This window comes from Thermomonas carbonis (genome assembly GCF_014396975.1).
GTDB lineage: Bacteria > Pseudomonadota > Gammaproteobacteria > Xanthomonadales > Xanthomonadaceae > Thermomonas > Thermomonas carbonis.
The window spans coordinates 3,002,182-3,027,313 of the sequence record NZ_CP060719.1; the positions used below are offsets into that span (position 1 = coordinate 3,002,182).

26 protein-coding genes are annotated in these 25,132 nt (G+C 67.0%); 11 read left to right on the forward strand and 15 right to left on the reverse strand.

The window, feature by feature from the left end:
• Window positions 1-12: 12 nt before the first annotated feature.
• Entirely contained in the window at window positions 13-585 is a 573-nt protein-coding gene (locus tag H9L16_RS13930; RefSeq protein WP_187552252.1) for a peroxiredoxin, read from the forward strand.
• 85 nt (window positions 586-670) lie between these two features.
• The gene (locus tag H9L16_RS13935) at window positions 671-3,700 is read left to right on the forward strand and encodes a ligand-binding sensor domain-containing diguanylate cyclase (RefSeq protein ID WP_187552253.1); all 3,030 of its coding nucleotides are present in this window, start codon (window positions 671-673) and stop codon (window positions 3,698-3,700) included.
• A 13-nt stretch (window positions 3,701-3,713) separates the two neighbouring features.
• Here the strand turns inward: H9L16_RS13935 and H9L16_RS13940 are convergent, their stop codons facing one another.
• Both H9L16_RS13940 and H9L16_RS13945 read right to left on the reverse strand, forming a co-directional pair.
• Window positions 3,714-4,193, reverse strand: a complete 480-nt coding sequence (locus H9L16_RS13940) for a YciI family protein (protein WP_187552254.1) — start codon at window positions 4,191-4,193, stop codon at window positions 3,714-3,716.
• A 40-nt stretch (window positions 4,194-4,233) separates the two neighbouring features.
• Entirely contained in the window at window positions 4,234-5,877 is a 1,644-nt protein-coding gene (locus H9L16_RS13945; protein ID WP_187552255.1) for a tetratricopeptide repeat protein, read from the reverse strand.
• Between the two features lie 237 nt (window positions 5,878-6,114).
• On the opposite strand from H9L16_RS13945, the gene H9L16_RS13950 reads away from it, so the two are divergent.
• The gene (locus H9L16_RS13950) at window positions 6,115-6,597 is read left to right on the forward strand and encodes a pyridoxamine 5'-phosphate oxidase family protein (protein ID WP_187552256.1); all 483 of its coding nucleotides are present in this window, start codon (window positions 6,115-6,117) and stop codon (window positions 6,595-6,597) included.
• Window positions 6,598-6,617: 20 nt separating this feature from the next.
• Here H9L16_RS13950 and H9L16_RS13955 read toward each other — a convergent pair whose 3' ends face one another.
• Entirely contained in the window at window positions 6,618-6,857 is a 240-nt protein-coding gene (locus H9L16_RS13955) for a helix-turn-helix domain-containing protein (protein ID WP_187552257.1), read from the reverse strand.
• The gene (locus H9L16_RS13960; protein ID WP_187552258.1) at window positions 6,857-7,348 is read right to left on the reverse strand and encodes a DUF2975 domain-containing protein; all 492 of its coding nucleotides are present in this window, start codon (window positions 7,346-7,348) and stop codon (window positions 6,857-6,859) included. The genes H9L16_RS13955 and H9L16_RS13960 overlap by 1 nt, the downstream gene beginning before the upstream one ends.
• Window positions 7,349-7,446: 98 nt before the next feature.
• On the opposite strand from H9L16_RS13960, the gene H9L16_RS13965 reads away from it, so the two are divergent.
• Together H9L16_RS13965 and H9L16_RS13970 are read left to right on the forward strand one after the other, a co-directional pair.
• A complete protein-coding gene (locus tag H9L16_RS13965; protein WP_187552259.1) occupies window positions 7,447-8,382 on the forward strand; it encodes an ABC transporter ATP-binding protein in 936 nt (311 codons plus the stop codon).
• Window positions 8,383-8,398: 16 nt separating this feature from the next.
• Window positions 8,399-9,151, forward strand: coding sequence for an ABC transporter permease (locus tag H9L16_RS13970; RefSeq protein ID WP_187552260.1), 753 nt, complete (start codon window positions 8,399-8,401; stop codon window positions 9,149-9,151).
• 11 nt (window positions 9,152-9,162) lie between these two features.
• On the opposite strand, the gene H9L16_RS13975 is transcribed toward H9L16_RS13970, so the two are convergent.
• Both H9L16_RS13975 and H9L16_RS13980 read right to left on the reverse strand, forming a co-directional pair.
• Window positions 9,163-10,086 (reverse strand): M14 family metallopeptidase, encoded by a 924-nt coding sequence (locus H9L16_RS13975; protein WP_187552261.1) that lies wholly within the window; start codon window positions 10,084-10,086, stop codon window positions 9,163-9,165.
• Window positions 10,087-10,101: 15 nt separating this feature from the next.
• Window positions 10,102-10,446: a RidA family protein gene (locus H9L16_RS13980; RefSeq protein WP_187552262.1), complete on the reverse strand. Its 345-nt coding sequence runs from the start codon at window positions 10,444-10,446 to the stop codon at window positions 10,102-10,104.
• 112 nt (window positions 10,447-10,558) lie between these two features.
• On the opposite strand from H9L16_RS13980, the gene H9L16_RS13985 reads away from it, so the two are divergent.
• Entirely contained in the window at window positions 10,559-10,714 is a 156-nt protein-coding gene (locus tag H9L16_RS13985) for a hypothetical protein (RefSeq protein ID WP_187552263.1), read from the forward strand.
• Between the two features lie 60 nt (window positions 10,715-10,774).
• Here the strand turns inward: H9L16_RS13985 and H9L16_RS13990 are convergent, their stop codons facing one another.
• Window positions 10,775-12,838 (reverse strand): M13 family metallopeptidase, encoded by a 2,064-nt coding sequence (locus tag H9L16_RS13990; protein ID WP_223158148.1) that lies wholly within the window; start codon window positions 12,836-12,838, stop codon window positions 10,775-10,777.
• A gap of 130 nt (window positions 12,839-12,968) precedes the next feature.
• On the opposite strand from H9L16_RS13990, the gene H9L16_RS13995 reads away from it, so the two are divergent.
• Entirely contained in the window at window positions 12,969-13,811 is an 843-nt protein-coding gene (locus H9L16_RS13995; RefSeq protein WP_187552264.1) for a class I SAM-dependent methyltransferase, read from the forward strand.
• 9 nt (window positions 13,812-13,820) lie between these two features.
• On the opposite strand, the gene H9L16_RS14000 is transcribed toward H9L16_RS13995, so the two are convergent.
• A complete protein-coding gene (locus H9L16_RS14000) occupies window positions 13,821-14,147 on the reverse strand; it encodes a DUF3817 domain-containing protein (protein ID WP_187552265.1) in 327 nt (108 codons plus the stop codon).
• 55 nt (window positions 14,148-14,202) lie between these two features.
• On the reverse strand, window positions 14,203-15,108 hold the full coding sequence (locus tag H9L16_RS14005; RefSeq protein ID WP_187552266.1) for an acyltransferase: 906 nt from the start codon (window positions 15,106-15,108) through the stop codon (window positions 14,203-14,205).
• Between the two features lie 130 nt (window positions 15,109-15,238).
• Between H9L16_RS14005 and yghX the strand changes: the two genes are divergently transcribed.
• Complete coding sequence (gene yghX / locus H9L16_RS14010) at window positions 15,239-16,126, forward strand: YghX family hydrolase (protein ID WP_187552267.1); 888 nt, start codon at window positions 15,239-15,241, stop codon at window positions 16,124-16,126.
• A 29-nt stretch (window positions 16,127-16,155) separates the two neighbouring features.
• Here yghX and H9L16_RS14015 read toward each other — a convergent pair whose 3' ends face one another.
• A complete protein-coding gene (locus H9L16_RS14015; protein ID WP_187552268.1) occupies window positions 16,156-16,584 on the reverse strand; it encodes a hypothetical protein in 429 nt (142 codons plus the stop codon).
• Window positions 16,585-16,853: 269 nt separating this feature from the next.
• Between H9L16_RS14015 and H9L16_RS14020 the strand changes: the two genes are divergently transcribed.
• Together H9L16_RS14020 and H9L16_RS14025 are read left to right on the forward strand one after the other, a co-directional pair.
• On the forward strand, window positions 16,854-18,320 hold the full coding sequence (locus H9L16_RS14020) for a serine hydrolase (RefSeq protein WP_187552269.1): 1,467 nt from the start codon (window positions 16,854-16,856) through the stop codon (window positions 18,318-18,320).
• Window positions 18,321-18,360: 40 nt separating this feature from the next.
• Window positions 18,361-19,017, forward strand: a complete 657-nt coding sequence (locus H9L16_RS14025) for a hypothetical protein (RefSeq protein ID WP_187552270.1) — start codon at window positions 18,361-18,363, stop codon at window positions 19,015-19,017.
• Between the two features lie 6 nt (window positions 19,018-19,023).
• Here H9L16_RS14025 and H9L16_RS14030 read toward each other — a convergent pair whose 3' ends face one another.
• The 5 genes from H9L16_RS14030 to H9L16_RS14050 all read right to left on the reverse strand — a co-directional run bounded on the left by H9L16_RS14030 (window position 19,024) and on the right by H9L16_RS14050 (window position 24,433).
• Window positions 19,024-20,427: an OmpA family protein gene (locus tag H9L16_RS14030; RefSeq protein ID WP_187552271.1), complete on the reverse strand. Its 1,404-nt coding sequence runs from the start codon at window positions 20,425-20,427 to the stop codon at window positions 19,024-19,026.
• Window positions 20,428-20,491: 64 nt separating this feature from the next.
• Entirely contained in the window at window positions 20,492-20,713 is a 222-nt protein-coding gene (locus H9L16_RS14035) for a hypothetical protein (protein ID WP_187552272.1), read from the reverse strand.
• A 78-nt stretch (window positions 20,714-20,791) separates the two neighbouring features.
• Window positions 20,792-21,601 carry a hypothetical protein gene (locus tag H9L16_RS14040; protein WP_187552273.1) on the reverse strand — a complete coding sequence of 270 codons (810 nt, stop codon included), beginning with the start codon at window positions 21,599-21,601 and terminating at the stop codon, window positions 20,792-20,794.
• Window positions 21,602-21,687: 86 nt separating this feature from the next.
• Window positions 21,688-22,728 carry a S66 peptidase family protein gene (locus H9L16_RS14045; protein ID WP_187552274.1) on the reverse strand — a complete coding sequence of 347 codons (1,041 nt, stop codon included), beginning with the start codon at window positions 22,726-22,728 and terminating at the stop codon, window positions 21,688-21,690.
• 85 nt (window positions 22,729-22,813) lie between these two features.
• Window positions 22,814-24,433 carry an alpha/beta hydrolase family protein gene (locus H9L16_RS14050; protein ID WP_187552275.1) on the reverse strand — a complete coding sequence of 540 codons (1,620 nt, stop codon included), beginning with the start codon at window positions 24,431-24,433 and terminating at the stop codon, window positions 22,814-22,816.
• 213 nt (window positions 24,434-24,646) lie between these two features.
• On the opposite strand from H9L16_RS14050, the gene H9L16_RS14055 reads away from it, so the two are divergent.
• Window positions 24,647-25,126, forward strand: coding sequence for a VOC family protein (locus tag H9L16_RS14055; RefSeq protein ID WP_187552276.1), 480 nt, complete (start codon window positions 24,647-24,649; stop codon window positions 25,124-25,126).
• Window positions 25,127-25,132 lie beyond the last annotated feature (6 nt).

Here is a 25,132-nt window from a genome sequence, read left to right on the forward strand (position 1 = left end):
GGAGCCGCCCGCATGACCCGTCGATACGCCGCATTCGCACTCGCCTGCTTGCTCGCCGCCCCCTGCTTCGCCGCGCTCAAGCCGGGCACGCAAGCCCCACTGTTCAAGGCACCCGCCTACCTGGCCGGCAAGCCGTTCACCTTCGACCTCGCAGCCGCGCTCAAGAAGGGTCCGGTGGTGGTCTATTTCTTCCCAGCCGCGTTCACCGCCGGCTGCAATGTCGAGGCCGCGGCGTTCTCGCAGGCGATCGACAAGTTCAAGGCGCAGGGTGCCACCGTCATCGGCATGACCTCCGGCAATACCGAACGGTTGGCGGAGTTCTCCAGCGACATCGAAAAATGCGCGGGCAAGTTCGCGGTCGCCGCCGACACCGGCGCGAAGATCGCCAAGTCCTACGACGCCACCATGACCATGAAGCCGGATCTCTCCAGCCGGACGTCGTACGTGATCGGCAAGGACGGCAGGATCGTCCATGTGCATGACGCGATGAACCCCAACCAGCACGTCAAGGAAACGCTGGATGCGGTCACCGCGCTGGCGCGGCCCGCCCCGACCAAGGCAAAGGCAAAGGCGAGCGGCGGCTGATCCACGGCGCCGCGCGACGGTGGATGGCACTCGCAGGACGCCGTCGCCGCAGCGCATACTTCCCCGTACAGGGGAACATCGACGCATGACCATCATCCGGGCAGCCTGCTTGCTGCTGTGCCTTGCCATGCCCGCGTGGGCGATGACGGCAGCAGCACCGCCAAATGCCGCGACGACCGCGACGCGTCCGCTCGACCTCTCGGATCTCGCCGCGCCGGTATTCGCCAACTTCTCGGCGCGCGATGGCCTGCCCGAGCAGGTGATGGTCGACGTGCGCACCGATCGCGACGGGTTCGTCTGGGCCGCATCGCCACAGGGCGTGTCGCGCTACGACGGCCGCCGCTGGGTTCCCGGCAACGACCCGGCGATGGCGCATCCGGTCAACAACCTGTTCGTGGATGGCACCGGCACCTTGTGGGCCGGGTTCCGCAACCATGGCCTGGCTCGCTACGACGGCCAGCGCTGGCACGTGGAAAACGCCGCCAGCGGGCTGCCATTCGAGCAGGTACGGCGCTTCGCCGAGACCACGGATGCACGTGGCCAGCGCGTCCTGTGGGCAACCACCTGGGACCATCACGTGATGCAGCGTCGCGATGGCCGCTGGGTCAAGGATCCTGGCGATGCCAGCCTGCCCGGCAGCATGATCCTGTCGATGGCGCAGACCACAGGCATCGATGGCGTGCGTCGGCAGTGGCTGGGTACCGGCAGCCACGGCCTGTGGTATCGCGACGAAGGCACGCGCGACTGGCGCCAGTGGCATGCGGAGGACATCGACGCCGCCCAGATCGAAGCCCTGCTGGTGACCCGCGACGGCGATGGCGAGGCCTTGTGGATGTCCGCGTTCGGCGTCGGCCTGCTGCGCCTGGACGCGAAGGGCCTGCGCCGCTGGACCCAGCAGGACGGCGAGTTGCCGACCAACCAGTTGTACGACATCGCCGCCACCCCGCTGCCGAGCGGGAAAAGCGTGATCTGGATCGCGTCGCGCTCCGGGCTCCTGCGCGTCCACGACGGACGCGTGCAGGTCTTCGACCGTCGCCACGGACTGGCCTCGGACATGATCCGTGGACTGAATGCATGGCGCAGCCCGAACGGCAGCCAGGTGCTCTGGCTGGCGACCGAGGCCGGGATCTCGCGCACGCCGCTGGACGGCAGCGCCTGGTCGACCGCCTCGCTGATGGGATCGCGCTCGCTCGGCGTGTTCGGGGTGTTGATCGAACCCGATGGCCGCGGCGGCGAGCGACTCTGGGTCGGCTCCAGCGACGAAGGACTCGGGCTGTACGAGGACGGGCGCTGGCGGCGGTTCAGCGCGGACAGCGGCCACCTGCCGACCAACAGCATCAGCATGATCCGCGCACTGCCCGAGGCAGGTGGCCGGCGAACGCTGTGGCTCGGCACCTGGGGTGGCGACCTGCTGCGGGTGGACGACGGACCGCGTTTCACGCGGCAGGCAACGCCCTGGCCAAAACTCACCGGGCAGTCGGTGCAGGACGTCCTGCAGCGCACGGTCGATGGCCGCGACGAGTTGTGGGTGGGTACCCGCCTGTCCGGTGCCTGGCGGCTGCGCGATGGTCGCTGGGACGAGATCCGCCCGCCGGGCATCGACGGTCAGTGGCGGGTGAGCCGCTTCGTGGCGCAGCGCGACCAGGCCGGACGCGACTGGCTGTGGGCCGCCACCGATCGCGGACTGGGCCGCTTCGATGGCAAGGCCTGGGCATTGTTCGACAGCAGCACCGGGTTCCCCGATGAACAACTGGCCGGATTGCGCTTGTATCCCGATGCCGGCGACCGGCCGATCCTGTGGATGGGCAGCGCGCGTGTCGGCATCGTTCGCGTCGACATCGGCGACCCGCTGCAACCGCGGGTATTGCCGGCGACCTTGCCGCCACCACCCGATCCCTACACCTACGGGGCCATGCGCGCGCCCGACGGCCGCGTCTACGTGTGCAGCAATACCGGCGTGCAGCAACTCACGCCCGATGCGCAGGGCGGCTACAGCACGCGAGCGTTCAATCGCCGCGATGGCATGGTCCACGAGGAATGCAACGGCAACGCGCAATTCGTCGATGCGCATGGCCGGTTCTGGACCGGCACGCTCGGTGGCCTGACCGTCTACGACCCCAGTCGCGGAACCGCCGACACCCAGCCCAAGCCGCTGCGCGTGACCGGCATGCACATCGATGGCGCAGCGCAGTCGGGCACGCGGCTACGGGTGCCTGCAGGTGCCGCCACCGTCGATGTCGAATACGCCCTGCTGTCATGGGATCGCGAAGCCGAGTCGCGCTTCCGCAGCCAGCTGCTCGGCCTGGAAAGCGCGCCGACGCCCTGGACCGCGCAGACCGCGCGCAGCTTCGGCGCGTTGCCGCCCGGCGATTACACGCTGCGGATCGAGGCGCGCGACCATGCCGGCAACACCAGCATGCCCATCGACATCCCGATCCACGTGGCCGCCCATTGGTGGCAGCGCTGGTGGGCCTACGCGACCAGCGTGCTCATCCTCGTCCTGCTGGGCTATGTCATCGCGCTGGCACGCACCCGGGTACTGCGCGCGCAGCACGATGCACTCGAACAGCGCGTCGCCGAGCGCACAGCCGAACTGGACGCCGCCAATGCCCGCCTGCTCGACCTGTCCTATCGCGATGCGCTGACCGGGCTGGCCAATCGCCGGCGCTTGCTGGACGCCCTGGAACGCACGCCATCCGGCAGCCTCATGGCGCTGGTGTTTTTCGATGTCGACCACTTCAAGGAATTGAACGACCGCCATGGTCATCCGGCGGGCGACGAAGTCCTGCGCCGGATCGTCGATGCGATGTCGTCATGCACGCCCGCCGACGCACTGCTGGCGCGTTACGGCGGCGAGGAATTCGCCTGTCTGTTGCCGGGGGTGACGACCGCCGCCGCGGCCGACGTCGCCGAGCGCATGCGCGCTGCGGTCGAGGCGACGTCGGTGCAGATCCCGGATGGCCCGCAGGACGCCAGGGTCTCGGTCAGTGCCGGCGTCGCCAGTCGTGTCCTGCGCACGCTCGAAGACCGGCAACGATTGCTGCGCGATGCCGACGTCGCGCTCTACCAGGCGAAGGGCGAAGGCCGCAACTGCGTACGCACCTCCGCCGACTGAGCCGCGGCAAACACTAGGGCGCGGGTTGCGCCGGCGGCACCAGCCGTTCGCTCCACTCGGGGATCAGCATCGTCGCCGCCGAGCCATACCACGGGTGGTACTCGGCGATCATTTCGCCGTGGAGGATCACCGGGTCGGTCGCGACCAGCGCCTTCGCTTCCCCGATGTCGCCCACCGCGAGCACGAACAAGCCGCGCCAGCCCGCCGGATCCTGCACGAAGGGGCCGGCGAGCGCCAATTTGCCTTCCTTCGCCAGCCGCCCGATGTTGGCCATGTGCCCGGCGAACATCGCGTTGCGCGCCTCGCCATCCGGCATCCGCGTCGGCCCGGTCTTCAGGATCACCAGCACGTAGCGGCGCATCCCGCGTTCATCCGCGCCGGTGCGTTGGGCGAGCGCGGCGTCGAACGTCGGGGCAGCGGCGGGAATGGCGGGATCCGCGGCAACCGCCGTGCCGGTGCACAGCGACAACGCGAAAGGTAGCAGCAGGCGCATGGCGACTCTCCGTTTGGCGGATACGCAGTCTAGGCTCCGATCAAGTGCGCGACACGGCCCATGCAGCGGCTTCATCGCGGATTGCCGTGAAAACACCGCCCCAGTCCCCGCGCGAAGGTTGCCGGAACAAGCGCATCGTCGGGTACCACGGCGAATCCATGCGTTTCAGCATCCAGCGCCATTCCGGCATCCACTTCAGTGCAAGCCAGACAGGACGCCCCAACGCACCGGCCAGATGGGCCACCGCGGTGTCGGACGTGACCACCAGATCGAGGCTTTGCATCAATGCGGCCGTGTCCAGAAACGCATGAGCGCCGGCATCGAAGCGTGGATCCGGTTCCAGCACCTGCATCCCGGCCGGCAACGAACGCAATTGCTCGATGCCGTGGCCGCGTTGCAGGCTGATCAGGCGCACCCCGGGCATGTCCGCGAGCGGGGCGAACGCGGCCAGCGGAATCGATCGACCCGCATCGATCTTGCGCTCAGGCCTGCCCTGCCAGCAGATACCCACATTGAGTGCAACAGGCTCGCAAAGTCCTGCCCAACGCGCCACGCGTGCCGGATCCGCGGACAGGTAGGGCACGTCCGCGGGAATGTCGCCGACGCCCATGCCCAGCAGTCTTGGCACGCTCCACAACTGACAATGGAAGTCGAAACCGTGCGGCTCCTCGTCGGCAGGCAAGAAGCGGACCGGCCACGGGCTGCTGCGCAGCAATTCGAACAAGGCCGGCCTGCCTTGGAAGGTGATCTCCGCGCCCATCGCCTGCAAGCACGGGATGAAGCGCCAGTACTGCAATGCATCGCCGAAACCGTTGGGTTCGGAGAGCAGGAGGGACTTGCACGCCAACGGTTCGCCGCGCCACTGCGGGATGCCGTTCACCGCACCATTCGCACGTTGCCGCGCATCCAGCGCCTGCAGGCTGGCCTCGTAATCCCGCCAACCAGCGGCGTAATCGCCACGCAACAGGTGCAACGCACCACGCCGCTTTGCGGCTTCGGCGAAGCCCGGTCGCGCGGCCAGCGCGGCATCGAAATCGGCCATGGCCGCATCGAGTTGGCCAAGCTCCTGGCGGGACAGTCCGCGATTGGAAAGCGCGTCCGGATAGCCGGGACGCAGGCGCAACGCCTCATCGAAGCAGGCGATCGCCTCCTCGAACGACCCGAGGTCGTGCAGCGCATTGCCGAGGTTGTTGATCGCTTCCGCGAACTGCGGCGCCGCGGCGACCGCTTGGCGAAAATCCGCCACTGCTTCGTCCAGGCGGCCAAGATCGTTCCAGGTGATGCCGCGGGCATTCAGCGCGATGGGCACGCCCGGCATCAGCGATACCCCGCGGCCTGCATCCGCGTGGGCGTCCTCGAAGCGCCCGAACTCGCGCAGGGCCATCGCCCGGCGCACGTAGGCGATACCGAACCGGGGATTGCGCGCGATCGCCGCATCATGGGCCTGAATCGCGTCGGCATGGCGACCAAGCCGCTGCAGCACCAAGCCACGATTGTCGTGGGGCTCGGGGAGCCGCGGATCCAGCGCGATCACGCGTTCATAGCTGGCCAGCGCGTCCGGCCAGCGCTCCAGTGCGAACAGCAGTCCTCCACGGTCATGCCAAGCCACCAAGTCGCGGGGGTCATGCCGGATCGCCGCCTCGCACTGTGCGAGCCGCTGCGCGATGTCGTGTGCTTGGTTCATGGGAGAGATCGATGCGATAGATGCATAAGCGACAGGATAGTGGACGCATCACGATCCGCCGGACCACATCCACGCGGCAATGAAACGAAGACAAGGGTGATGAAGATCACCGGCATCCGTCAGTCAACGCCAGAAACAGCGAAGCTGATGCGAACGGAATTGAGTGGAATCTTGCCGCGCCCATCACCGTTCGGCTGGTATTCCTGACCTCCCCCACGGAAGGAAAAGGAATGCGCCATGACCGATGCACGCGACCTTGAACGCAAATTCTGGAAGGCCATCGACCACGACCGCACGGTGATGCTGGGCATCACCGGCGTGGCCCCGCGGCCCATGACCGCATTGGCGGAAGACGAGCAGGCACCGATCTGGTTCTTCACCGCCTCTGACACCGACTTGGCCGAAAGCCTGCGCGGCAGCCTGGGCAAGCAGGCCACCGCCACCATCGCCAGCAAGGATCACGCTCTGTTCGCCACGGTCAGCGGCAAGATCGTGGTCGACAACGACCCGGCGGTGATCGACCGCCTCTGGAACCCGTTCATCGCCGCGTGGTTCGAGGGCGGCAAGGATGATCCCAAGCTGCGCCTGCTGCGCATGGATCCCGAAGACGCGCATGTCTGGCTCAACGAGAACAGCCTGCTTGCGGGCGTGAAATTGATGTTGGGCGTCGATCCGAAACGCGCCTACGAAGACAAGACCGGCGATATCGACATCGCCTGACCTGCCCTCTGGGGCCGGCATCACCCGTCGTCGTCGGCCTGCTGCAGGTCGACGGCGTCGCGGTCGTAGCCCAGCAACTCGCCGGGCGTGCAGTCCAGCACCAGGCACAACTTCGCCAAGGTGCGGAAGCGGATTCCCTTGACCTTGCCACTGCGGAACAGCGAGAGCTGGGTTTCGCTGATCCCAACCGTGGCCGCAAGTTCGCGCGCCTTCATGCCGCGACGGACGAGCATCTCGTCGAGGGTCACCCGGATCGGCATCAGACGATCTCGTCCAGTTCGGCCTGCAGCGCACGCGCCTGGTCGACCAGCCGCGCCAGCAACACCAGTGCCGCGCCGACCACTCCCAGCACGATCCCCGACAGGTCGAAATACAGGTAACCACCCTGCCCACCAGCGATCCAGCGCGACAGGTTGGTCACCGCGAACACATTGAACAACGCCCCGGCAAGCACGCCGATGCCGATGTGCCGCATCGCGCGTGCCACGGTCGGATGGAACAAGCGACCGGCGGCCAGGTCGCCCAGTGCGCGTTGCACCGCCCAAAGCGCCCACAGATAGCCAAGCCCAGGCAGGAAGCGCACCACCGAAAGCAGGGCCCGGGTGTTCCAGCCTTCCGGCATGTCGTTTGCCATCCGCCATGGCAGCCCGATCATGCCCATCGCCAGCAGCACGAGCAGGCCAGCGAACACCACGAGCGTCGCGGCGCGCAGGAGCCGGCATTGGCGACGGAAACTATCGGTTATCGGCATCGGACACCCCTGTCGTTGGTCATGCAAGTTTAATCTTGACTTAAAGTTTTGCTGTCCCTTAACTTTATCTCAGACTTAAATTTCCGGGAAGCCCCCGCATGCACACCGCCATCGAAACCCAAGGTCTCACCCGCCGCTTCGGCCAGCGCGCGGCGGTCGATGCGGTCTCCATGACCGTGCCCGAACGCAGCATCTACGGCTTCCTGGGCCGCAACGGCGCGGGCAAGACCACCACCATCAAGCTGCTGCTCGGCCTGCTGCAGGCGGATGCCGGGCGGGCGCGGATCGCCGGTATCGATGTCGCCGCCGACCGGATCGGCGCTGCGCGCAAGGTCGGCGCGCTGCTGGAAGCGCAGGGCTTCTACCCGCATCTCGGCGGCCGCGAGAACCTGGACCTCACCCGTCGCCTGCTGGGCCTGCCCAGGCGGGAAATCGACCGCGTCCTGGAGGTCACCGAAATGACCGCGCATGGCGGCCGGCGCGTCGCCGACTATTCGCTGGGCATGCGCCAACGGCTCGGCCTCGCCCGGGCAATGCTCGGTGCGCCTCCGGTGCTGATCCTGGACGAACCGACCAACGGGCTGGATCCGGAGGGCATCGCCGACATGCGCGGCTTCCTGCGCGAGCTGCCCGCGCGCAGCGGCGCCACCGTGTTGCTGTCCAGCCACCTGCTCGGCGAGATCGAACAGACCGCGACCCATATCGGCATCCTCAGCCATGGTCGGCTGGTGCTGGAAGGCGCGCTGGCCGAACTCAAGGCAGGACTGGCCACCGAAGTCGCGATCGAGACCGACACGCCGGAGCGCGCGCTGCTGCTCGCCCGCGAACACGGTTTCGATGTCGAACAGGCCGACGATGCCCTGGTCGCGCGCTTCGCCGCGGGCGAGGACGTGCGCGACGCCACCGCCACGCTCAACCGCGTGCTGTGCATCGCCGGCGGCATCCGCATCCATGCCCTTGCGCCGCGTCGGCGCTCGCTGGAAACCCTGTATCGCAATGCCGCCAAGGTCGCCGAACCAGCGGCGCTGGCCTGACTACCGGAGCCCGACCATGCCGCACGCCGCCCCTCCCCGTTTCGCCACCGCCCTCGCCGTCGAGGCCTTCAAGCTGCGCCGCTCGCTCGCGCTGTTTCTGGCGGCAGTGGCACCGCTGCTGATCGCGGTGTTCGTGTTCTTCAACCTGCTGCGGCTGGAAAAGGGCGCGCCGTGGGCAATGACCCTGCAGTCGTCCGCGGCGATCTGGGCGTTCTTCATGCTGCCGATGAGCGTGACCGCGCTGACCGCACTGGTCGCGCACACCGAGCACGGCCCGCGCGCCTGGGACCATCTGCGCGCCCTGCCCCTGCCGCGTTGGCACCTGTACGCATCGAAGGCGCTCTGCGTGCTCGGCGTGGTCGCGGCGATGAGCCTGCTGCTGGCCCTGCTCACCATGTTCGCCGTCGAAGCCGCAGGCCTGATCAAGCCGGCGGTCGCGGCGATCGGTACGCCCGACATCGGCGGATATCTCGCATTGCTCGGCCGCATCTTCCTGGCCGCATGGCTGCTGGTCGCGGTGCAGCTGTGGATCGCGTTGCGCTATTCGAGCTTTGTCCCCGCACTGGCGGTCGGCATCGGCGGCACATTCTTCGCGGTGGTCGCCACCTCGGCGAAGATCGGCGCGTTCCTGCCCTGGCAGATCCCGGTCAACCAACTCGCCAGCGATCCGGCACGCGCGCACCTCGCGCTGGCGCTTGGCTGCATCGGCGGTTGCGCCGTGTTCGTGGCGATGCTGTGGCAGTTGGGCCGACGCGAAGTGCTGGGCTGAGCGCGGTTCGCTCAGCTTGAATTGGCAAGCGCAAAATCGATCGCCGCGCGCACGGCCGCAGCCTGTGCGTCGTTGCATTGCTGCGGCGTGGCGCGCGGGCTGTCCGGGTAGACCTCGGTGGTGGTGACATAGGACGCATCGGTGGCACCGGCGCACAGGCCGAGCGCGCGGCAGTCGTACTCGATCACGCCCGGTGCGACCACCGGGGATCCGATGATGGTGCCGTCGGGATCGGCCGGCGCGATATGCGTCACCTTCGCTACTTCGGCATTGATCGCCTGCTGGAAGCCCGGCTCCGGCCGCGCACTGTCCGCGCACAGATAGAAACCATCGGGAATCGTGCCGGGTTCGTAGTCCTTGCCGTCGCGCGCGGCCAATGCGGGGCGGAATTCGGACTCGTCGCTGTCGGTGGTTTCGTGCAGGTCGACGTGCACCAGCACGCGGCCTTGCAGCGGCGCGATCAAGGCCAGCACAGCCGCGGATTCTGCAACCGGGCCGCCGGCCTTGAAGTTTCGGTTCGGATCCAGCGCATCCGGGTTCCAGCGATTGATCCTCTCGTAGGCCCACGGGCTCACGCAAGGCACGACCAGCAGGTTGGCGCGGCCCGCGTAGTCAGCGGCATGGCGCTCCACGAACTGCAGCGCCCCGTGCACACCGCTGGTTTCGTAGCCGTGCACGCCGCCGGTGACCAGCATCGTTGGCAGCGCGTCATCCCAGTCGCGGCTGCGGATCGCCAGCAGCGGATATCGGCCATCAGGCGCGCAATCGAGTTCGCCGTACTGGTCCACATCGAAACGGTCGCGCAGCGCGTCGATCTTCGCCACCACCTCATCGGCATGGCTGCGCAGCTTGTGCTGGCCTGCGCGCCATTCGGTTTTTTCGGCTGCGCCCCAGGGCTGGCCTGGCGTGCCGATCGGATACGTCTGGTTGGTCATCCTGCCTCCCGGCGCTCAGATGGCTGCAGTCACCACGATTTCCACCTTCCAGCCCGGACGGGCCAGCGGCGCCTGCACGGTCGCGCGGGCGGGGGCTTCGCCGGGCACGACCCAGGCATCCCAGGCGCGGTTCATGGCGTCGAAGTCGGCGATGTCGGCCAGGTAGATCTGCGCGCGCAGGATCCTGCGCTTGTCGCTGCCGGCCTTGGCCAGCAAGGCATCGATCTCCGCCAGCACCTGGTGGGTCTGGCCCTCGGCGTCGGCGCTGGTGTCTTCCGGCACCTGGCCCGCCAGGTAGACGATACCGCCGTGGACGGTGGCTTCGGACATGCGCTTGCCGGCGTCGAATCGCTGGATCATGGGCGGAGAACTCGCGGGAGTGAGGGAACTCGCATGGTAACCGCCACCGCCCGCTGGGTGCCCGGCGCGGGCGTCCCGTACACTGGCGGCCTGCCCCACCCCGTGAGTGCCCATGGCCAAGCCCAATTATTCGTTCGAAAAGCGCCAGCGCGAGCTGGCCAAGCAGAAGAAGAAAGACGAGAAAGACGCGAAGAAGCGCGCCGAGCGCGAAGCGGCCAAAGCCGACGCCGCACCGGCCGACGCGCCGCAGTCCGGCGACATCGAGTAACTGATCCATCCCCATCTCCCGTCTGCGGGAGATGGCGATGACGGCTGCGCCAGGCGCGGCTTACCAGATGCGGACACGCTGCTCCGGCGGCAGATACATCGCATCGCCGGGCTTGACGTCGAACGCCTGGTACCAAGGATCGAAATTCCGCAGCGGACCGTTGGCACGGTACATGCCCGGCGAATGCGGGTTGGTCTTGATCTGGTTCAGCAACGCCTCGTCGCGGTACTTGCCCTTCCACACCTGCGCCCACGACAGGAAAAAGCGCTGGTCGCCGGTCAGGCCGTCGATCACCGGTGCCGGCTTGCCGCCCAGGCTGAGCTTGTAGGCGGTGTAGGCCATCGAGACCCCGCCGAGGTCGCCGATGTTCTCGCCCATGGTCAGTGCGCCGTTGACGCACTGGCCCGGCAACGGGCAATACGCGGCGTACTGCGCGCCCAGTGCCTTGGTGCGCTGCTCGAAGCGGGCGCGGTCTTCGTCGGTCCACCAGTTGCGCTGGATGCCGGCGAAGTCGGACTTGCTGCCTTGGTCGTCGAAACCGTGGCCCATCTCGTGGCCGATCACCGCGCCGATCGCGCCGTAGTTGACCGCCGGATCGGCGTTCACGTCGAAGAACGGCGGCTGCAGGATGCCGGCCGGGAACACGATCTCGTTGAATGTCGAGTTGTAGTAGGCGTTCACCGTCTGCGGGGTCATGCCCCATTCCTCGCGATCGGTCCTGGTGCCGACGCGGCGGTTCTGGTCGTCGCGGTTGTAGCGGCGCATCGCCACCACGTTCGCCAGCAGGTTGCCGGGCACCACGGAGGCGCTGGAGTAGTCCAGCCACTTCGACGGATAGCCGATCTTCGGGCGGAAGGTTTCCAGCTTGCGATAGGCCTCGGCCTTGGTCGCATCGCCCATCCAATCCATCCCGGCGATGTTCTGGCGCAGCGCGGCGCGCAGGTTCTCCACCAGCGTGTCCATCGCCGCCTTCGATTCCGGCCTGAAGTAGCGCGCGACATACAGCTCGCCGAGGGCTTCGCCCAGCCCGCCGCGGCCACCGACCAGTGCGACCGCGCGCTTCCAGTCGTCGCGCTGCGCCTTCTGTCCACCCAGCACCTTGCCGTTGAATTCGAACGACGCATCGTCGATCGCGGTGCTCAGCAGGCCGGCGTTGCCTTTGATCGCGTGGAACGTGAGGTAGTCGCGCCAGGTCGCGAGCGGGGTGGCATCGATGATGTCGAGGATCGGCTGCACCGCGTCCGGGGTGACCACGTTGATCCGGTCCGGTGCCTGCATGCCCTGCGCGCGCAGGTGCGCGGCCCAGTCGTAGCCCGGGTACTGCTTCTGCAGGTCGGCGAAGCTGGCCACGTTGTAGGTCTTGTCGCGCTCGCGCAGCTTGGCGCGTTCCCACATCGGCTTGGCCAGCGCGGTTTCCAGCGCGAGCACCGCATCCGCACGCGCCTTCGCGTCCGCAGCGTTCACGCCGGCGAAGCCGAGCATGCGCTGGATGTGGGCGAGATAGGCCTCGCGGATCCTGGCGAAGCGTGCGTCCGGATTGACGTAGTAGTCCTTGTCCGGAAGGCCCAGCCCACCGACACCCAGCGAGGCCAGGTAGAGATCGGGGTCCTTGCGGTCCGCGCCCAGGCCGATGCCGATCGGTCCATTGCCGCCATCCAGGTCGCGGTTGCCGAACGCCGCGATCAGCGCAGCCTTGGAATCGATCGCGGCATAGCGGTCCAGCACCGGCTGCAACGGCTTGATCCCGGCGGCGTCGCGGCCGGCGCGATCCATGGCGCTGGCGTAGAAATCGCGCAGCTTGCGCTCGTTGCTGCCGGCCTTCAGATCCTTGCGCTTGCCCAACTCCTCGATCAGCGCATGCGCCTGTTCCTCGGAGCGATCGCGCAGTGCATTGAAGGAGCCGAAGCTGGTCTCGTAGTCCTTCAGCTGGTAGCTGTCCAGCCACTTGCCGCTCGCGTAGCGGTTGAAATCGTCGCCCGGCTTCACCGTGACGTCGCGGGCGGACAGGTCCACGCCGAAACTGCCGATCTGCGCCTTGCCCGCGCCGGGTTGGGCGGCGATCGCGGTCACGGTGGTCAACGCCAGGGCGATGCCCAGGCTCAAGGTCAATGGCACAAGGCGCATGGCGGTGTTCCGGATGAAGTGGAACCCGGGAGCGTACCTGCTCGGGCTGAAAGCCTCACCTGCCATTGGTACGGCGGCCAGTGCGCGAATGCGGCCGGGTTAGCATGCCGCCCTGCATCGGAGATCGCGCTTGCCCCGTTATCACGGCCCCCTGCTCACCCGCACGCTCGGCGACACACTGCGCGCTGCGCGCGATGCCGGCGCATCCACATGGACGGGTTCACTCGACCTGGGCCGCAGCGGCGACACCGCAACGCTGACCGAGACGCATTGGGACTGGCAAGGCATCCGCTTTCCATATCCCGAAAAACTCAAGGACCGCACCCTGTACCGGTGGGATGGCGAGGCGTTCGAGCCCATCTCGCGCTATGCCGGCAAGCTGATCAAGCTGGTGCCGACCGAATGGGATGTCCCGACCTTCGAGATCGACGGCATCAAGATGCTGCCCACGTCGAAGGCTTCGCCGCTGGATGACGCGCGCCAAAAAGTCGCGCTGGTGCAACCCGCAGGCAAGACGGTGCTGGATACTTGCGGCGGGCTGGGCTATTTCGCCGCATGCTGCCTCGATGCCGGTGCCGCGCGCATCCAGTCGTTCGAGAAGAACGAAGACGTGCTGTGGCTGCGCACGCTCAATCCGTGGTCGCCGGACCCGGATGCACCGGAATACGGCGGGCGGCTGCAACTGGCGCATGCCGACGTGTCGCAGGCGATCAGGGCGCTGCCCGATGGATCATTCGATGCCGCCCTGCACGACCCGCCACGTTTCGGCATCGCCGGGGAACTGTATTCGCAGGTCTTCTACGATCAATTGGCGCGCGTACTCAAGCGCGGTGGCCGGTTGTTCCACTACACAGGCTCGCCGAACAAATTGACCAGCGGCCGTGACGTGCCGCGCGAAGTGGCGAAGCGACTGGAGAAAGCCGGCTTCCGCGCGGAACTCGCGCTCGACGGCGTGCTGGGCGTGCGGCGCTGAAGAATCGTCTCAGCGCGTCGCCGGATCCGACAGCAGGCCCTTGCGGCGAAACCACATTTCCAGCGGCACCGTGACCAGCGGCGGCACCGCCGCCAGCAGTGCAAGCAGCAGCGCCCAGCTCGGCCAGCGCAGGCGCACGCCGGCGATCACGGTGACCACGAGGTAGAACAGGAACGCAGCACCGTGCAGGCGCCCGAACAGCCACACGCCGGTGTCGGTGACCTCAAGCCCGTATTTCAACCACATCCCGACCAGCAAACCGGCCCAGGTCAGGCCTTCGAGGAAGGCGGCGGCGGCGAACAGCTTGCCGCTCGGGGACAACGAAGGAACAGGCATCGGCGACTCCATGCGTGGGCAGCCATTGTCGCCGATGCCGCTCGAGCGCCGCGACTCAATCGCGCCCGGCCTCGCGATCCACATCCTTCACCAGCATCCGCGCGAGCTCCGCGTCCTTGTCCTGCCACATCGCGTTCATCCATTGCTGGAACTGCACGCGGAACGCGCGATCGTTCTGGTAATCGCCGCGCAGGATCTCGGCAGGGATCTCGCGCTGGCGCACCTGCACGCGGATCTCGGGAATGCGGTGGGCCAGCAGATCCAGCAGCGATGGCGTGCCGGCCGGATACGCGATGGTCACGTCGACGATCGAATGCAGGCCCTGGCCCATCGCATCCAGCACGAAGGCCACGCCGCCGGATTTCGGCTTGAGCAGATGCCGGTACGGCGAACCCTGCGTGTCGTGCTTGGCCGGGGTGAAGCGAGTGCCTTCGACGAAATTCATGATCGCCACCGGGATCGCGCGGAATTTGTCGCAGGCGCGGCGGGTGGCATCGATGTCGCGAAGAGCGAGTTCCGGATTCTTCGCGATCTGCTTCTTGCTGTAGCGACCCATGAACGGGAAATCCAGCGCCCACCACGCCAGTCCGAGCAGCGGCACCCAGAACAGCTGGCGCTTGAGGAAAAAGCGCATGAACGGGATGCGCCGGTTGAACACCTTCTGCAGGACGAGGATGTCGACCCAGCTTTGATGATTGGCCAGGACCAGGTAGTGCCCGTCGACGCGCAATCCCGCGTCTTCGCGCAGATCCACGCGCGTATGGGTGAAGGTCCGCCACAGCCAGTTGTTCACGCCGATCCAGCTTTCCGCCAGGCCGGTCAGCAGCGGATTGCTGGCCACCCGCAGGCGTTCTGACGGCAGCAGCGCCTTGATCAGCGCCATCAGCACCAACGGCGGCACGTGCAGCAGGGTATTGCCGGCGATGATCAGGAAGATCAGGGCGAGGCGCAGTGGCAGCATTCAAGGACCATGAAGCAGTGCGGGGACACGGATTTTCGCCGATCGGGCGCAGTTGCGCATGCGCTTCTTGCGCCGGCAACACGGTGGCTCGGGTATGTTGGCGGCATCACGCAACTGCAGGAATGCCGCCATGACCCGACTGACCGCACGCGATTTCCCACCCGAGTTGCTGGAGCTGTACGACGGCTACGTGCACGGCCGGATCAGCCGCCGCCAGTTCCTCGACCGCGCCAGCATGCTCGCCCTGGGCGGGATGACGGCGGTCGGCGCACTCGCCGCGCTCACGCCCAACTATGCGTGGGCGCAACAGGTGAAGTTCACCGATCCCGATATCGTCGCCGAATACATCCGTTATGCGTCGCCGAACGGCCACGGCGAGGTGCGCGCCTACCGGGTGCAACCGGCGAAGCCCACCGGCAAGCTGGCCGGCGTGGTCGTTGTCCACGAAAACCGCGGGCTGAATCCGTATATCGAAGACGTGGCGCGGCGCGTGGCCAAGGCCGGATTCATCGCGCTGGCGCCGGATGGACTGAGTTCGGTCGGCGGCTATCCCGGCAACGACGAGAAAGGCCGCGAGCTGCAAAAGCAGGTCGATCCCGCCAAGCTCATGAACGATTTTTTTGCTGCCATCGAAGCATTGGCGAAGGATCCTGCAGCCACCGGCAAGGTCGGCATCACCGGCTTCTGCTACGGCGGCGGCGTCTCGAATGCGGCCGCTGTCGCCTACCCGGAACTGGCCGCGGCCGTGCCCTTCTACGGACGCCAGGCCAAACCCGAGGACGTGCCGCGGATCGAGGCGCCACTGTTGCTGCACTTCGCCGAGACCGACCCGAACGTCAACGCGACCTGGCCCGCCTACGAGGCCGCGCTGAAAGCCGCCGGCACGACCTACGAAGCGCATGTCTATCCGGGCACCGGCCACGGCTTCCACAACGATTCCACTCCGCGCTACGACGAAGCGGCAGCGAAACTCGCATGGGAACGCACGCTGGACTGGTTCCGCAAGCACCTCGCCTGACCACCGGACGCCCCGGCGACGCGCGGTCTTCAGCGCATCCCGAGGTGGTCGAGCAGCGCGCGGCGCACCCGAGCCGCGTACGCTTCCGATGTGTAATCGCCGGTTTCGAACACGCCATTGCGAGCGGCCATGCGCAGCCCGGATTGGGTGGACTTGGGCTCGATCACCACGCGCCAGGTGTCTTCGCCTTCGGATGCCTCGATCCGCCGGACCTCGATCGTCGCGATGGTGCGCGCGGTCAACCGCACGTCCCACTGGCTGCGCCAGGCGCGATGGCGGATCAGCAGCGCCTGCGGTGGAAACGTCCAGACCTGCGACTCGCCCACCAGCCCTGCGCGCAGGAAGGCGACCCCGACTGTGGCCGCGCCGCCGCTGATGATGGCGAACACCGGCGTCGCGATCGACAACGGCCACAGACCGCGCCCCAGTTCCCACGCGGGCATGACCATCGCGAACACGCCTAGAGCCGCGAACACCCAGCGGAGTAGCAACGGCAGTCCGTGCCTGACTACGGGCAAATCGTCATGCGAGGTTGGCAGGTGCGCGTTTGGCTCCATCCTCTGATTGTGCCGCGCCGGACCACATTCGCTGCAACCCCGCGCCCTGCCCGCGTATCCCTGCTGCATCCTTCCAGCAGGTCGTCCCGATGCACGCAACTCCCGTTTTGCCCAAACGTCATCGCACTCCAGGACTGGCCCGCTGGCTTCCGCTTGCACTGGCCCTGTCGTTGCCACTTGCACAAGCCGCGCCGGCAACTGGCGATGCCTTCAACGCGCTCGCGCAGGCCATCGAGAAATTCAAGGAAGACACTCGTTACCCGGCTGGCACCGCGGTGATCGTGGTCAAGAACGGCAGGATCGCGTACCAGGGTTACTTCGGCCTGGCCGACATCGCGACCAACACTCCGGTCGATGCCGACACCGTTTTCTACATCGCGTCGGCGACCAAGCCGTTCTTCGCCTTGAATGCGCTGCTTGCCGAACACGCAGGCAAGCTCGATACGCACACGTCACTGCAGGCAATGTTCCCCGATGCGCGCTTCCGCGATTTCGATGCGAACGCGGTCACGGGGAAACACCTGCTGACGCATACCTCCGGCATCGACAATGTCCCCTTGGGCTGGGCCACGGCCTTCAGTGGCGTGCACGACGAGGCTTCGCTTCGCCGGCTGGTGCTTGCATCACGGGCGAATGCGGAAGCGCCGCTCGGCACCCTCGACTACAGCAACATCGGCTACAACATCGCCAGCCTGTGGCTGGACCGCAGCGATACCGCGCCATGGCAAGCACAGCTGCAGGCACGCCTCTTCGCGCCGCTGGGCATGCGCCACACGACCGCGCGGGTAAGCGAGGCCGAGGCCCGCGGCTGGACCATCGCCAAGCCCCATGCCTTCGTGTCCGCCGACCGCAACGTGCCGCTGTACCTGCGCAAGACCGATGCCACGATGCATGCGGCCGGCGGCATGCTGTCCACGGCACCCGACCTGGCGAATTTCCTGATCGCGCAACTCGATCACGGCAAACTGGGGCGCAAACAGGTGCTGCCGGCATCGATCGTCCACGCATCGCAGCAGCAACAGGTCACGACCGACAGCAAGTACCTGGGCTTCCCGCGCGACGGTTACGCCTGGGGCTGGTACACCGGCACCTACAAGGGCCGGCGCATGCTCCATCACTTCGGCGGGTTCGCCGGTTTCCACGCGCACTTGTCGTTCATGCCCGACGCGAACATCGGTCTTGTAGTGTTGAATAACGAAGACGTGCTGGGCGCGCGCCTGACCAACGTGATCGCCGATGTCGCGTATGGCATCGCATTGAACGAACCCGGCATCGCGACCAATACCGACGCGCGCTTCGCGCAGTTGGTGGTCGACACCGGCACGCTCGAACAAGCCGCGCTGCGCCAGCGCGATGCACTCAAGGTGCGGCCATGGCGTTTGTCGCTGCCGCGCGCCGCGTATGCGGGCCGCTATGTCCATGCGGATCTCGGCGAAATGACGGTCTCCCTGCAGGCAGGCGACACGCTGGCGATGCGCTGGGGCCAGTTGCAGGCGGTGGCCAGCGGCTACGACCAACCCGAGCATGTGCGGATCGAGTTGGTGCCGAACTCCGGCAACGTGCTCGAATTCGTGGTGGACGCCGGCAAGGTCGAGGCGCTCGTCCTGGACGGGATGCGCTTCGACAAGCAGCGCTGAGCATGGCCGATGACGGCAGCGCTGCGGCTATCCTGCTGCGATGAACATGCCCGAGGCACCCGCCGCATTGCCGCCCGCCGAGCGCATCGCGCGCTGGGTGGTGGCCGCGCCCGACGCGATCACCGCCGGCTTCTTCCTGCTGCTGTGGCTGGTGCCGCACTGGCTCTGGGCGGACGCGCTGCGTACCGGCCTGCTGATGATGCTGGTGGAATTCATCCTGGTGCATGCCACCGGCTTCCTGGGCAGCATGGCGATGACGAATCCCGGGAACACCCGCCGACGATGGAAGCCGATCCTGCTGTTCGCCGGCTTCTACCTGCTGTTCATTGCTGCATGGTCTTGGAGCTTCGAGGCGTGGTGGCCGCTGCTGGCCTTTGCCTGGCTGGTGGCCGGCAAGCTGGCACTGGCCTGGCAACCGCTGGCGGATGCGGACAAGGCCGAGCGGCTGCGGTCGGAATGGGGCATCAGCGTGCTGGCCTACCTGGGCGGCGTGTTCATCACGATGCTGCTGCCGCTGCCGCGGCTCGGGCTGACCAGCACCGTAGTGGCCGCTGCCGACCTGCCCGGAAGCGGAGAATGGGTGGACAAGCCGCATACCGTGGTCGCGTTCGGCCTGCTCTACTTCGGCGTGCTGGCGATCAGCAAGCTGCGCGGCTGGACGCTGCCCGGCAAGCCGGTGTCGCTGCGCAACCACTGACGTTGCTCAGCGACTGGCAGCAACCGGTTCACTCGCATCGCGGAGTTCGACGCGACGATTGAGTGCGCGGCCTTCGCCGCTGTCGTTGTTCGCGACCGGCCGCGCTTCGCCGTGGCCTTCGGCACGCAGGCGCGCGGTATCCACGCCACGTTCGACCAGCCACGCCACGACGGCCTCGGCGCGGCGCGCGGACAGCGCCTGGTTATGCGTGTCGCCGCCTTCGGCATCGGTGTGGCCGCCGACGATCAACTGCAAGTGCGACCGCGCTTCGAGCAAGGCCAGCACCTGTTCCAATACCGCGGTCGATTCGTCCTTCAGGACCGCCTTGTCGGTGTCGAAATAGATGCCATACAGATCGACCTTGCCCTGCTTGTCGAGTTGCTCGCCCAGGCTTTCGCCGGTCTTTGCCGACGGTTCCAGTTCCAGCCGAACATCGATGCGCTCGCCGGAAACCAGATCGGCCGCTTCGGTGTCCGCCTGGTAATCGGGATGGCTGCCGGACACCACCGCCAGCCCCGCCGGCACGCCCTCCAGCAGGAAACCGCCATCGGCCGATGTCGTCGCCTGCCGGGTATTGCCGGTCGAGACCAGCACCCCTGCAAGCGGCTCGCCGCTGGCCTTGTCGACCGCGATGCCATGAATCGTGCCGGCATGGCGCCACGGCTTCGGGTTGATCAGCAGGCGGGCGAAGTCGAAGGCGAAGCCGTCGGCGACATCGTTTGCAGGATCGTCGATGGCGACCTCCAGCTTGCCGTCGCGCAGCAACGCCAATTGCTCCGGCAGCAGTTGCACGGTGATCAGCTTGCCGATCGGCCCGGTCTGGTCGAGCGCATTGAGCGTGGTCGCCAGCAGCGGCACCTCCACGCCGTTGATCCGCGCCTGATAGCGCGTGCCCCAGACCGGGGCCTGGAAGTCATCCACGAACAGTTGCAGGGCCGCGCCGGCGACCTTGATGTCGCCCAGCTCGAACACCACCCGCAACGATTGCGGCAGGTTGCCGGGGCGTTCGGTGGTTCCGGTGTAGCCGTCGCCACCGGCGGCCTTGTGGCCACTCACCACCATGATCCGGTCAGTGCCGCGCGCATCCTTGTCACCTGGCTGGAACGGAAACGCATGCGGCGGCGTGGACTTGCCGGTGAACGGATCGAAATCCTTGGGGAATCCGAAGCCGAAATTGTCGAGGTCGCCGATCTGCACCATCAGTTCCGCATCCGGACCATCGCGTTCGACCTTGTCGGGTGCCGGCCATGCCTGGTCTTCCGCCGGTTGCGTGGCGACGGGCAGCGCCGCCGGCGTGGCGGCAGCGACATCGGCGACAGGCGTGGATTGCTGCGGCTTGCAGGCCGCCAGGGCGAGCAGCAGGCAACAGGCGAGCGCATGCATGCGACGCGGAAAGGACACGATCAGCATCGGAAATCACCGTGGACATTCGGACCGCAGGAATCACGCAAGCCCGGCGCGAGCGCGGACATCATCATGCCTCGTCGTCGAGCGCTTGCGTCGGGTCGGCATCGCCACGCGGCACATGCCGCGCGGCCCACATGTTGTCGACCAGGTTGGGATAACGCCGGCCGGCCTGCACGGCGCGTTCGCGTGCGGCATCGACCTGCAATGCGCTGAGCGGACGCGACTTGCCCGGCGGCGACTTGCGCTTCCACGGCGGCAGGCTGGCGGGATCGACGGGCTTGCTCGGCATGCGCCGGATGCTACAGCACGCCTGATCCGGGCTGGATGCGATAACTTCCGCCGGCCGTACAATCGGCAATACATCCGGTCAGCGTTGCAGGCTGGCCAGTGCCGCGGTGACTTCCGCCTGCAATTCCGCCGTCGCCTTTTGCATGGCGCGATACTGATTCGCCTGCCCGCGATGCCCGATCAGCAGCTTCGAGTACGCACGGTAGACCGCTTCGTCCTTCAGCAGCATCTGCAGGTCGACCGGGAATGGCGGCTGCGCGGTGGAATCGGGACGCGAATATGTCGAGTAATCACGATCCCGGGGAAGGTCGGCGCCTGCGACCAGCGCGCTGCCATCGAAGAGCTCGGCGACATCGCGCACGCCCGGCTGGTAATACGTTTCGTCGTAACGGGCGACATCGCTGACGTAGGCATCCATCGCATCCACATAGCGCGGGATTGCGCTGCGCAGCGATGTGGACTGGATGAGGCGCAGGTCGCCGGAAGCGATCAGCGATCGCGCCGTCCCCAACACCGGCAGCACACGCCGACTCCGCAACGGTTCCGCCATCAGTTTGCGCAGGTCGCCGTCACTGCGTTGGCCTGGGCGCCAGAACTGATGCAGTACCGATGCCGATGCCCTGGTCATCCCCTCGATCAAGGCATGCGTGTCGGCCAATGTCTGACTGGAAGCCTGCAGATCCACATGCAGTTGCTGCAGATAGGCGATCTCCACCTGTCGCTCCTGACGTCCCTGCCACCAGGCGTTGACCGCCAGCGCGACCAGCACACCGGCCACGATTACGAGGAATTCCGCGAGGAACCAGCGCAGGCGGGGCCACCAGCCGTTCGCAAAGCGCGTGATCGTACCTGTCGCGGATGTCGCGTCTGGCCTTGCCGGATCACTCATGCGACCTGTCCCTTGCGCACTGCGCGTTTGGCGAAACGGAATCTGGAATCGTGCATTGCCGCCACGACAGCCGCCTCAGCGGCGAGTCAAGTCCGGAACACCGGCTCCAGCAAGCGGAATGTGCCGGCGTCGGCATCCAGTTCGACCTTGCCGCCCACCGGCACGATGAACTGCTCGCGCAGGTGGCCGATCATCGCGCCGCGATACGCCGGGATTTTCAGCGGCAGCAGGTAGTCGTCGAGGATCTGCTCCAGCGTCAGCGAGCCGTAGCCATCGCCGGGATTGCAGTCGCTGCATTCGCCGAAAATCACCCCCGCGACCTGGTCCAGCGCGCCCATCAGCTTCAGCGTGCTGAACATGCGGTCGACGCGATACGGCGCTTCGGACACATCTTCGATGAACAGGATCTTGCCGCTGAAATCCGGCAAGTACGGCGAACCGGCCAGCGCGGTCAGCACCGTGAGGTTGCCGCCCAGCAACTCGCCGCGCGCCTTGCCGCCGTGGATGGTGATGGTGCGGTTGCGACGCGGCACCAACTCGTCGCCGGCCTCGATCTTGTTGCGGTACTCGATCAGTTCGCGATCCAGCAGCACGCGCTTGAACTGGTCGACGTTGAACGGATTCCAGCTGCCCGATCCGATCGGTCCATGGAAGGTCACCAGCCCGGTCTTCGCCTGGATCGCGCAGTGCAGCGCGGTGATGTCCGAATAGCCCAGCAACACCTTGGGATTGCGGCGGATGGTGGCGTAATCCAGCAGCGGCAACAGCCGCGCCGCGCCCGAACCACCACGCGTGCAGACGATCGCCTTGACCGCCTTGTCGGCGAACATCGCATTGAGGTCGCCCGCGCGCTCGGCGTCGGTGCCGGCCAGGTGACCACGACGCGCATCGTAGTGCGCGCCAGTCTTGACCTTGAAGCCGAGTGCCTCCATCGCCTCGCGCGCGAGTTGCAGGTTCAGGCTGTCGTCGGTGGCCGATGACGGACTCACCAGGCCGACGGTGTCGCCTTTCGCCAGCGGCACCGGCAGCACGCGCGTTGGTGCCGCTGTTACCGCACGTGCGGTGCCGGACAGCGGCAACAAGGTTGCGGCCAATGCCGTTGTTCCGAGGAATTGCCGCCGATCCATGCTGCCGCCTGTCGATGCCGAGTCGATGCCAGCCTAGCAACCACGACCCGCGCCAACAATGCGCGCGACCGTGTCGCCGAATTGCTCAGCGCGCGAATCCGCGGGCGCGCAGCCACGCATCCATCACGTCCCAGTACCCCGCGACCATGTGACTGTCGCTGGCGAGATCGCGATTGTTGCCGGTAGTCGTCGCAGTAAATGCGTGTCCGGTGTTCGGCAGCCGCACGATGCGGTAGTCCGGATGCTTCGCGTCCGCCAATGCTGCGTTCAACGCGCGATCGCTGGCCTCTGCCGGCACGTTGTGGTCGAGGTCGCCGAGGAACCACAGCACCGGCACGCGGGTGCGGCGCAGGCTGTCGGTCGCCCGATACACCGCGTTCTTCGCCACCCATGGCCGGCCCCAGCCGTCCTCGCTCATGTGCATCGGCCAGGCATGGTCGAACCAAGGCTTGCCACGATGTGCGTCGGCCACCGCGACGAAATCATTCCAGGGAGCGCCGCGCACCGACAGCTCGAACATCGCCGCGGAAGCGGCTTCGGCCTCGCGCGCCGCGGCATCGTCCAGGCCGGCCTCGCGCACGGCCCAGCCGACCTCGTGCAGCATGGTGTCGCGCAGGGTCACGCCCGAGCCCGCACGGACGATGACGAAGCCGATGTCGGTGGAACGCGCGGCCATCAACGACGCCGTCCAGCCACCCTGGCTGGAACCGTGCACGCCGATCCGCTTCGGGTCGATGTCGGTACGCGCTTTCAACATCGCGACGCCCCCCAACCAGTCACCGGCGATGTCGTCCAGGCTCGACGCATGCCAGTCGCCGGTCGATGCACCGGCACCGCGCTTGTCCAGCGACAACACGGCCATGCCCAGGCGCAGGAAATGCAGGTTCCACGCGCCGACGTTGCGGGTCGCGTCACCCGACCCATGGGCGAGCACGATCGCCGGATGCGGGCCGGGCGTGGTCGGCAGCATCAGGCTGCCCTTGAGCGCGACGTCGCCATTGCGCACGGTCACCGCTTCGACGCGATGCGGGGCGATGCGGCGCGCCTCGACGACCAGGTCCTGCTCGCGCCATTGCAGGCCGGTGATCGCGCCGGCCGCGTCGCGCTGCAGGTACGCCTCGACTTCGAACGGATACGGCACGCCGATCGACGGGCCGGCAACCAGCCGCGTCGACGACAGCGCATGCAACGGACCCGTGCGCCGGGTTCCGTGATCGAGAAACACCGGCCCACCGAGTTCATCCATCCAGCCGATCTCGATCACCCGACCCGGCGCGACCTCGTAACTGCCGGCGAGAGCATCACCGAACGCCTGCGTCATCGGCATCGATGCGACCAGGGTGAAGGTGCCGCTGGCATCGCCCTGCACCACCGTGCCGCTGACCTGCCCGGCTGCCTCGCGACCGGAAAACACGAAACGGCCCGGCGGCCCCTCGAACTGGAAGCGCAGGCCGCCTGCATCGCGTGCGAATCCGTTGACCGGCACGCCGCGTGCGCCCAGCGCCGGCAAGTCGACGCTGGGGCCGCCGCTTGAGGGTTCGACCATGCCGGCCTGTATTGCCACCGGCTCATGCAGGATCAGTGCGGTGGCCTGTCCGTTCAAGCGGAATTCGCCCAGCCATTGACGCTGCGGGGTCGCTTTCGCAAGGCCCGAAGCGGCCAGCAACAAGGCTGCCAGCACGGCGGTGAAGATGCGCTGCGTCATGGTGATCGTTCCCCACGCGGCGCGATGCCGCTCTGGTGGGATGATGCCGGGCCGCCGATGGTTTAAGCGCCAGCATCGAACACGCTCGTCAGGACGGGCGATCATCAGGGCCACGAACGGATTCACTGTCGATTTCCACCACACCCGTTCGTCATACCGGCAAACCCCCAGCGTGACCGGGCTCGATCGCGTTTCTGCCGCAGGAGCAATGCCATGACCCCGAACAACACGATCTGCCTCTGGTACGACCACGATGCACTCGCCGCCGCGACGTTCTACGCCGCCACCTTCCGCGACAGCGCGGTGGGCCGGATCATGCGCGCGCCGTCCGACTTCCCGTCCGGCAAGCAGGGCGACGTGCTCACCGTGGAATTCAGTGTGCTGGGCATTGCCTGCCTTGGCCTCAACGGTGGACCCACTTTCAAGCACAGCGAGGCGTTCTCGTTCCAGGTCGCCACCGACGACCAGCAACAGACCGACCGCTACTGGAACGCGATCGTCGGCAACGGCGGGCAGGAAAGCGAATGCGGCTGGTGCAAGGACAAGTGGGGCCTGTCGTGGCAGATCACCCCGCGCGTGCTGACCGATGCCCTCGTCGACCCCGATCCCGAGGTCGCCCTGCGCGTGTTCGAGGCGATGATGACGATGCGCAAGATCGATATCGCCGCGATCGAGGCAGCAATTCGCGGCTGATACGCC

What these genes read in the sequence shown, in the direction of transcription:
- H9L16_RS13930 (WP_187552252.1), top strand. Translation starts at nt 13, where the DNA reads ATGACCCGTCGATACGCCGCATTCGCACTCGCCTGCTTGCTCGCCGCC.
- H9L16_RS13935 (WP_187552253.1), top strand. Translation starts at nt 671, where the DNA reads ATGACCATCATCCGGGCAGCCTGCTTGCTGCTGTGCCTTGCCATGCCC.
- H9L16_RS13940 (WP_187552254.1), bottom strand. Translation starts at nt 4,193, where the DNA reads ATGCGCCTGCTGCTACCTTTCGCGTTGTCGCTGTGCACCGGCACGGCG.
- H9L16_RS13945 (WP_187552255.1), bottom strand. Translation starts at nt 5,877, where the DNA reads ATGAACCAAGCACACGACATCGCGCAGCGGCTCGCACAGTGCGAGGCG.
- H9L16_RS13950 (WP_187552256.1), top strand. Translation starts at nt 6,115, where the DNA reads ATGACCGATGCACGCGACCTTGAACGCAAATTCTGGAAGGCCATCGAC.
- H9L16_RS13955 (WP_187552257.1), bottom strand. Translation starts at nt 6,857, where the DNA reads ATGCCGATCCGGGTGACCCTCGACGAGATGCTCGTCCGTCGCGGCATG.
- H9L16_RS13960 (WP_187552258.1), bottom strand. Translation starts at nt 7,348, where the DNA reads ATGCCGATAACCGATAGTTTCCGTCGCCAATGCCGGCTCCTGCGCGCC.
- H9L16_RS13965 (WP_187552259.1), top strand. Translation starts at nt 7,447, where the DNA reads ATGCACACCGCCATCGAAACCCAAGGTCTCACCCGCCGCTTCGGCCAG.
- H9L16_RS13970 (WP_187552260.1), top strand. Translation starts at nt 8,399, where the DNA reads ATGCCGCACGCCGCCCCTCCCCGTTTCGCCACCGCCCTCGCCGTCGAG.
- H9L16_RS13975 (WP_187552261.1), bottom strand. Translation starts at nt 10,086, where the DNA reads ATGACCAACCAGACGTATCCGATCGGCACGCCAGGCCAGCCCTGGGGC.
- H9L16_RS13980 (WP_187552262.1), bottom strand. Translation starts at nt 10,446, where the DNA reads ATGATCCAGCGATTCGACGCCGGCAAGCGCATGTCCGAAGCCACCGTC.
- H9L16_RS13985 (WP_187552263.1), top strand. Translation starts at nt 10,559, where the DNA reads ATGGCCAAGCCCAATTATTCGTTCGAAAAGCGCCAGCGCGAGCTGGCC.
- H9L16_RS13990 (WP_223158148.1), bottom strand. Translation starts at nt 12,838, where the DNA reads ATGCGCCTTGTGCCATTGACCTTGAGCCTGGGCATCGCCCTGGCGTTG.
- H9L16_RS14000 (WP_187552265.1), bottom strand. Translation starts at nt 14,147, where the DNA reads ATGCCTGTTCCTTCGTTGTCCCCGAGCGGCAAGCTGTTCGCCGCCGCC.
- H9L16_RS14005 (WP_187552266.1), bottom strand. Translation starts at nt 15,108, where the DNA reads ATGCTGCCACTGCGCCTCGCCCTGATCTTCCTGATCATCGCCGGCAAT.
- yghX (WP_187552267.1), top strand. Translation starts at nt 15,239, where the DNA reads ATGACCCGACTGACCGCACGCGATTTCCCACCCGAGTTGCTGGAGCTG.
- H9L16_RS14025 (WP_187552270.1), top strand. Translation starts at nt 18,361, where the DNA reads ATGAACATGCCCGAGGCACCCGCCGCATTGCCGCCCGCCGAGCGCATC.
- H9L16_RS14030 (WP_187552271.1), bottom strand. Translation starts at nt 20,427, where the DNA reads ATGCTGATCGTGTCCTTTCCGCGTCGCATGCATGCGCTCGCCTGTTGC.
- H9L16_RS14035 (WP_187552272.1), bottom strand. Translation starts at nt 20,713, where the DNA reads ATGCCGAGCAAGCCCGTCGATCCCGCCAGCCTGCCGCCGTGGAAGCGC.
- H9L16_RS14040 (WP_187552273.1), bottom strand. Translation starts at nt 21,601, where the DNA reads ATGAGTGATCCGGCAAGGCCAGACGCGACATCCGCGACAGGTACGATC.
- H9L16_RS14045 (WP_187552274.1), bottom strand. Translation starts at nt 22,728, where the DNA reads ATGGATCGGCGGCAATTCCTCGGAACAACGGCATTGGCCGCAACCTTG.
- H9L16_RS14050 (WP_187552275.1), bottom strand. Translation starts at nt 24,433, where the DNA reads ATGACGCAGCGCATCTTCACCGCCGTGCTGGCAGCCTTGTTGCTGGCC.
- H9L16_RS14055 (WP_187552276.1), top strand. Translation starts at nt 24,647, where the DNA reads ATGACCCCGAACAACACGATCTGCCTCTGGTACGACCACGATGCACTC.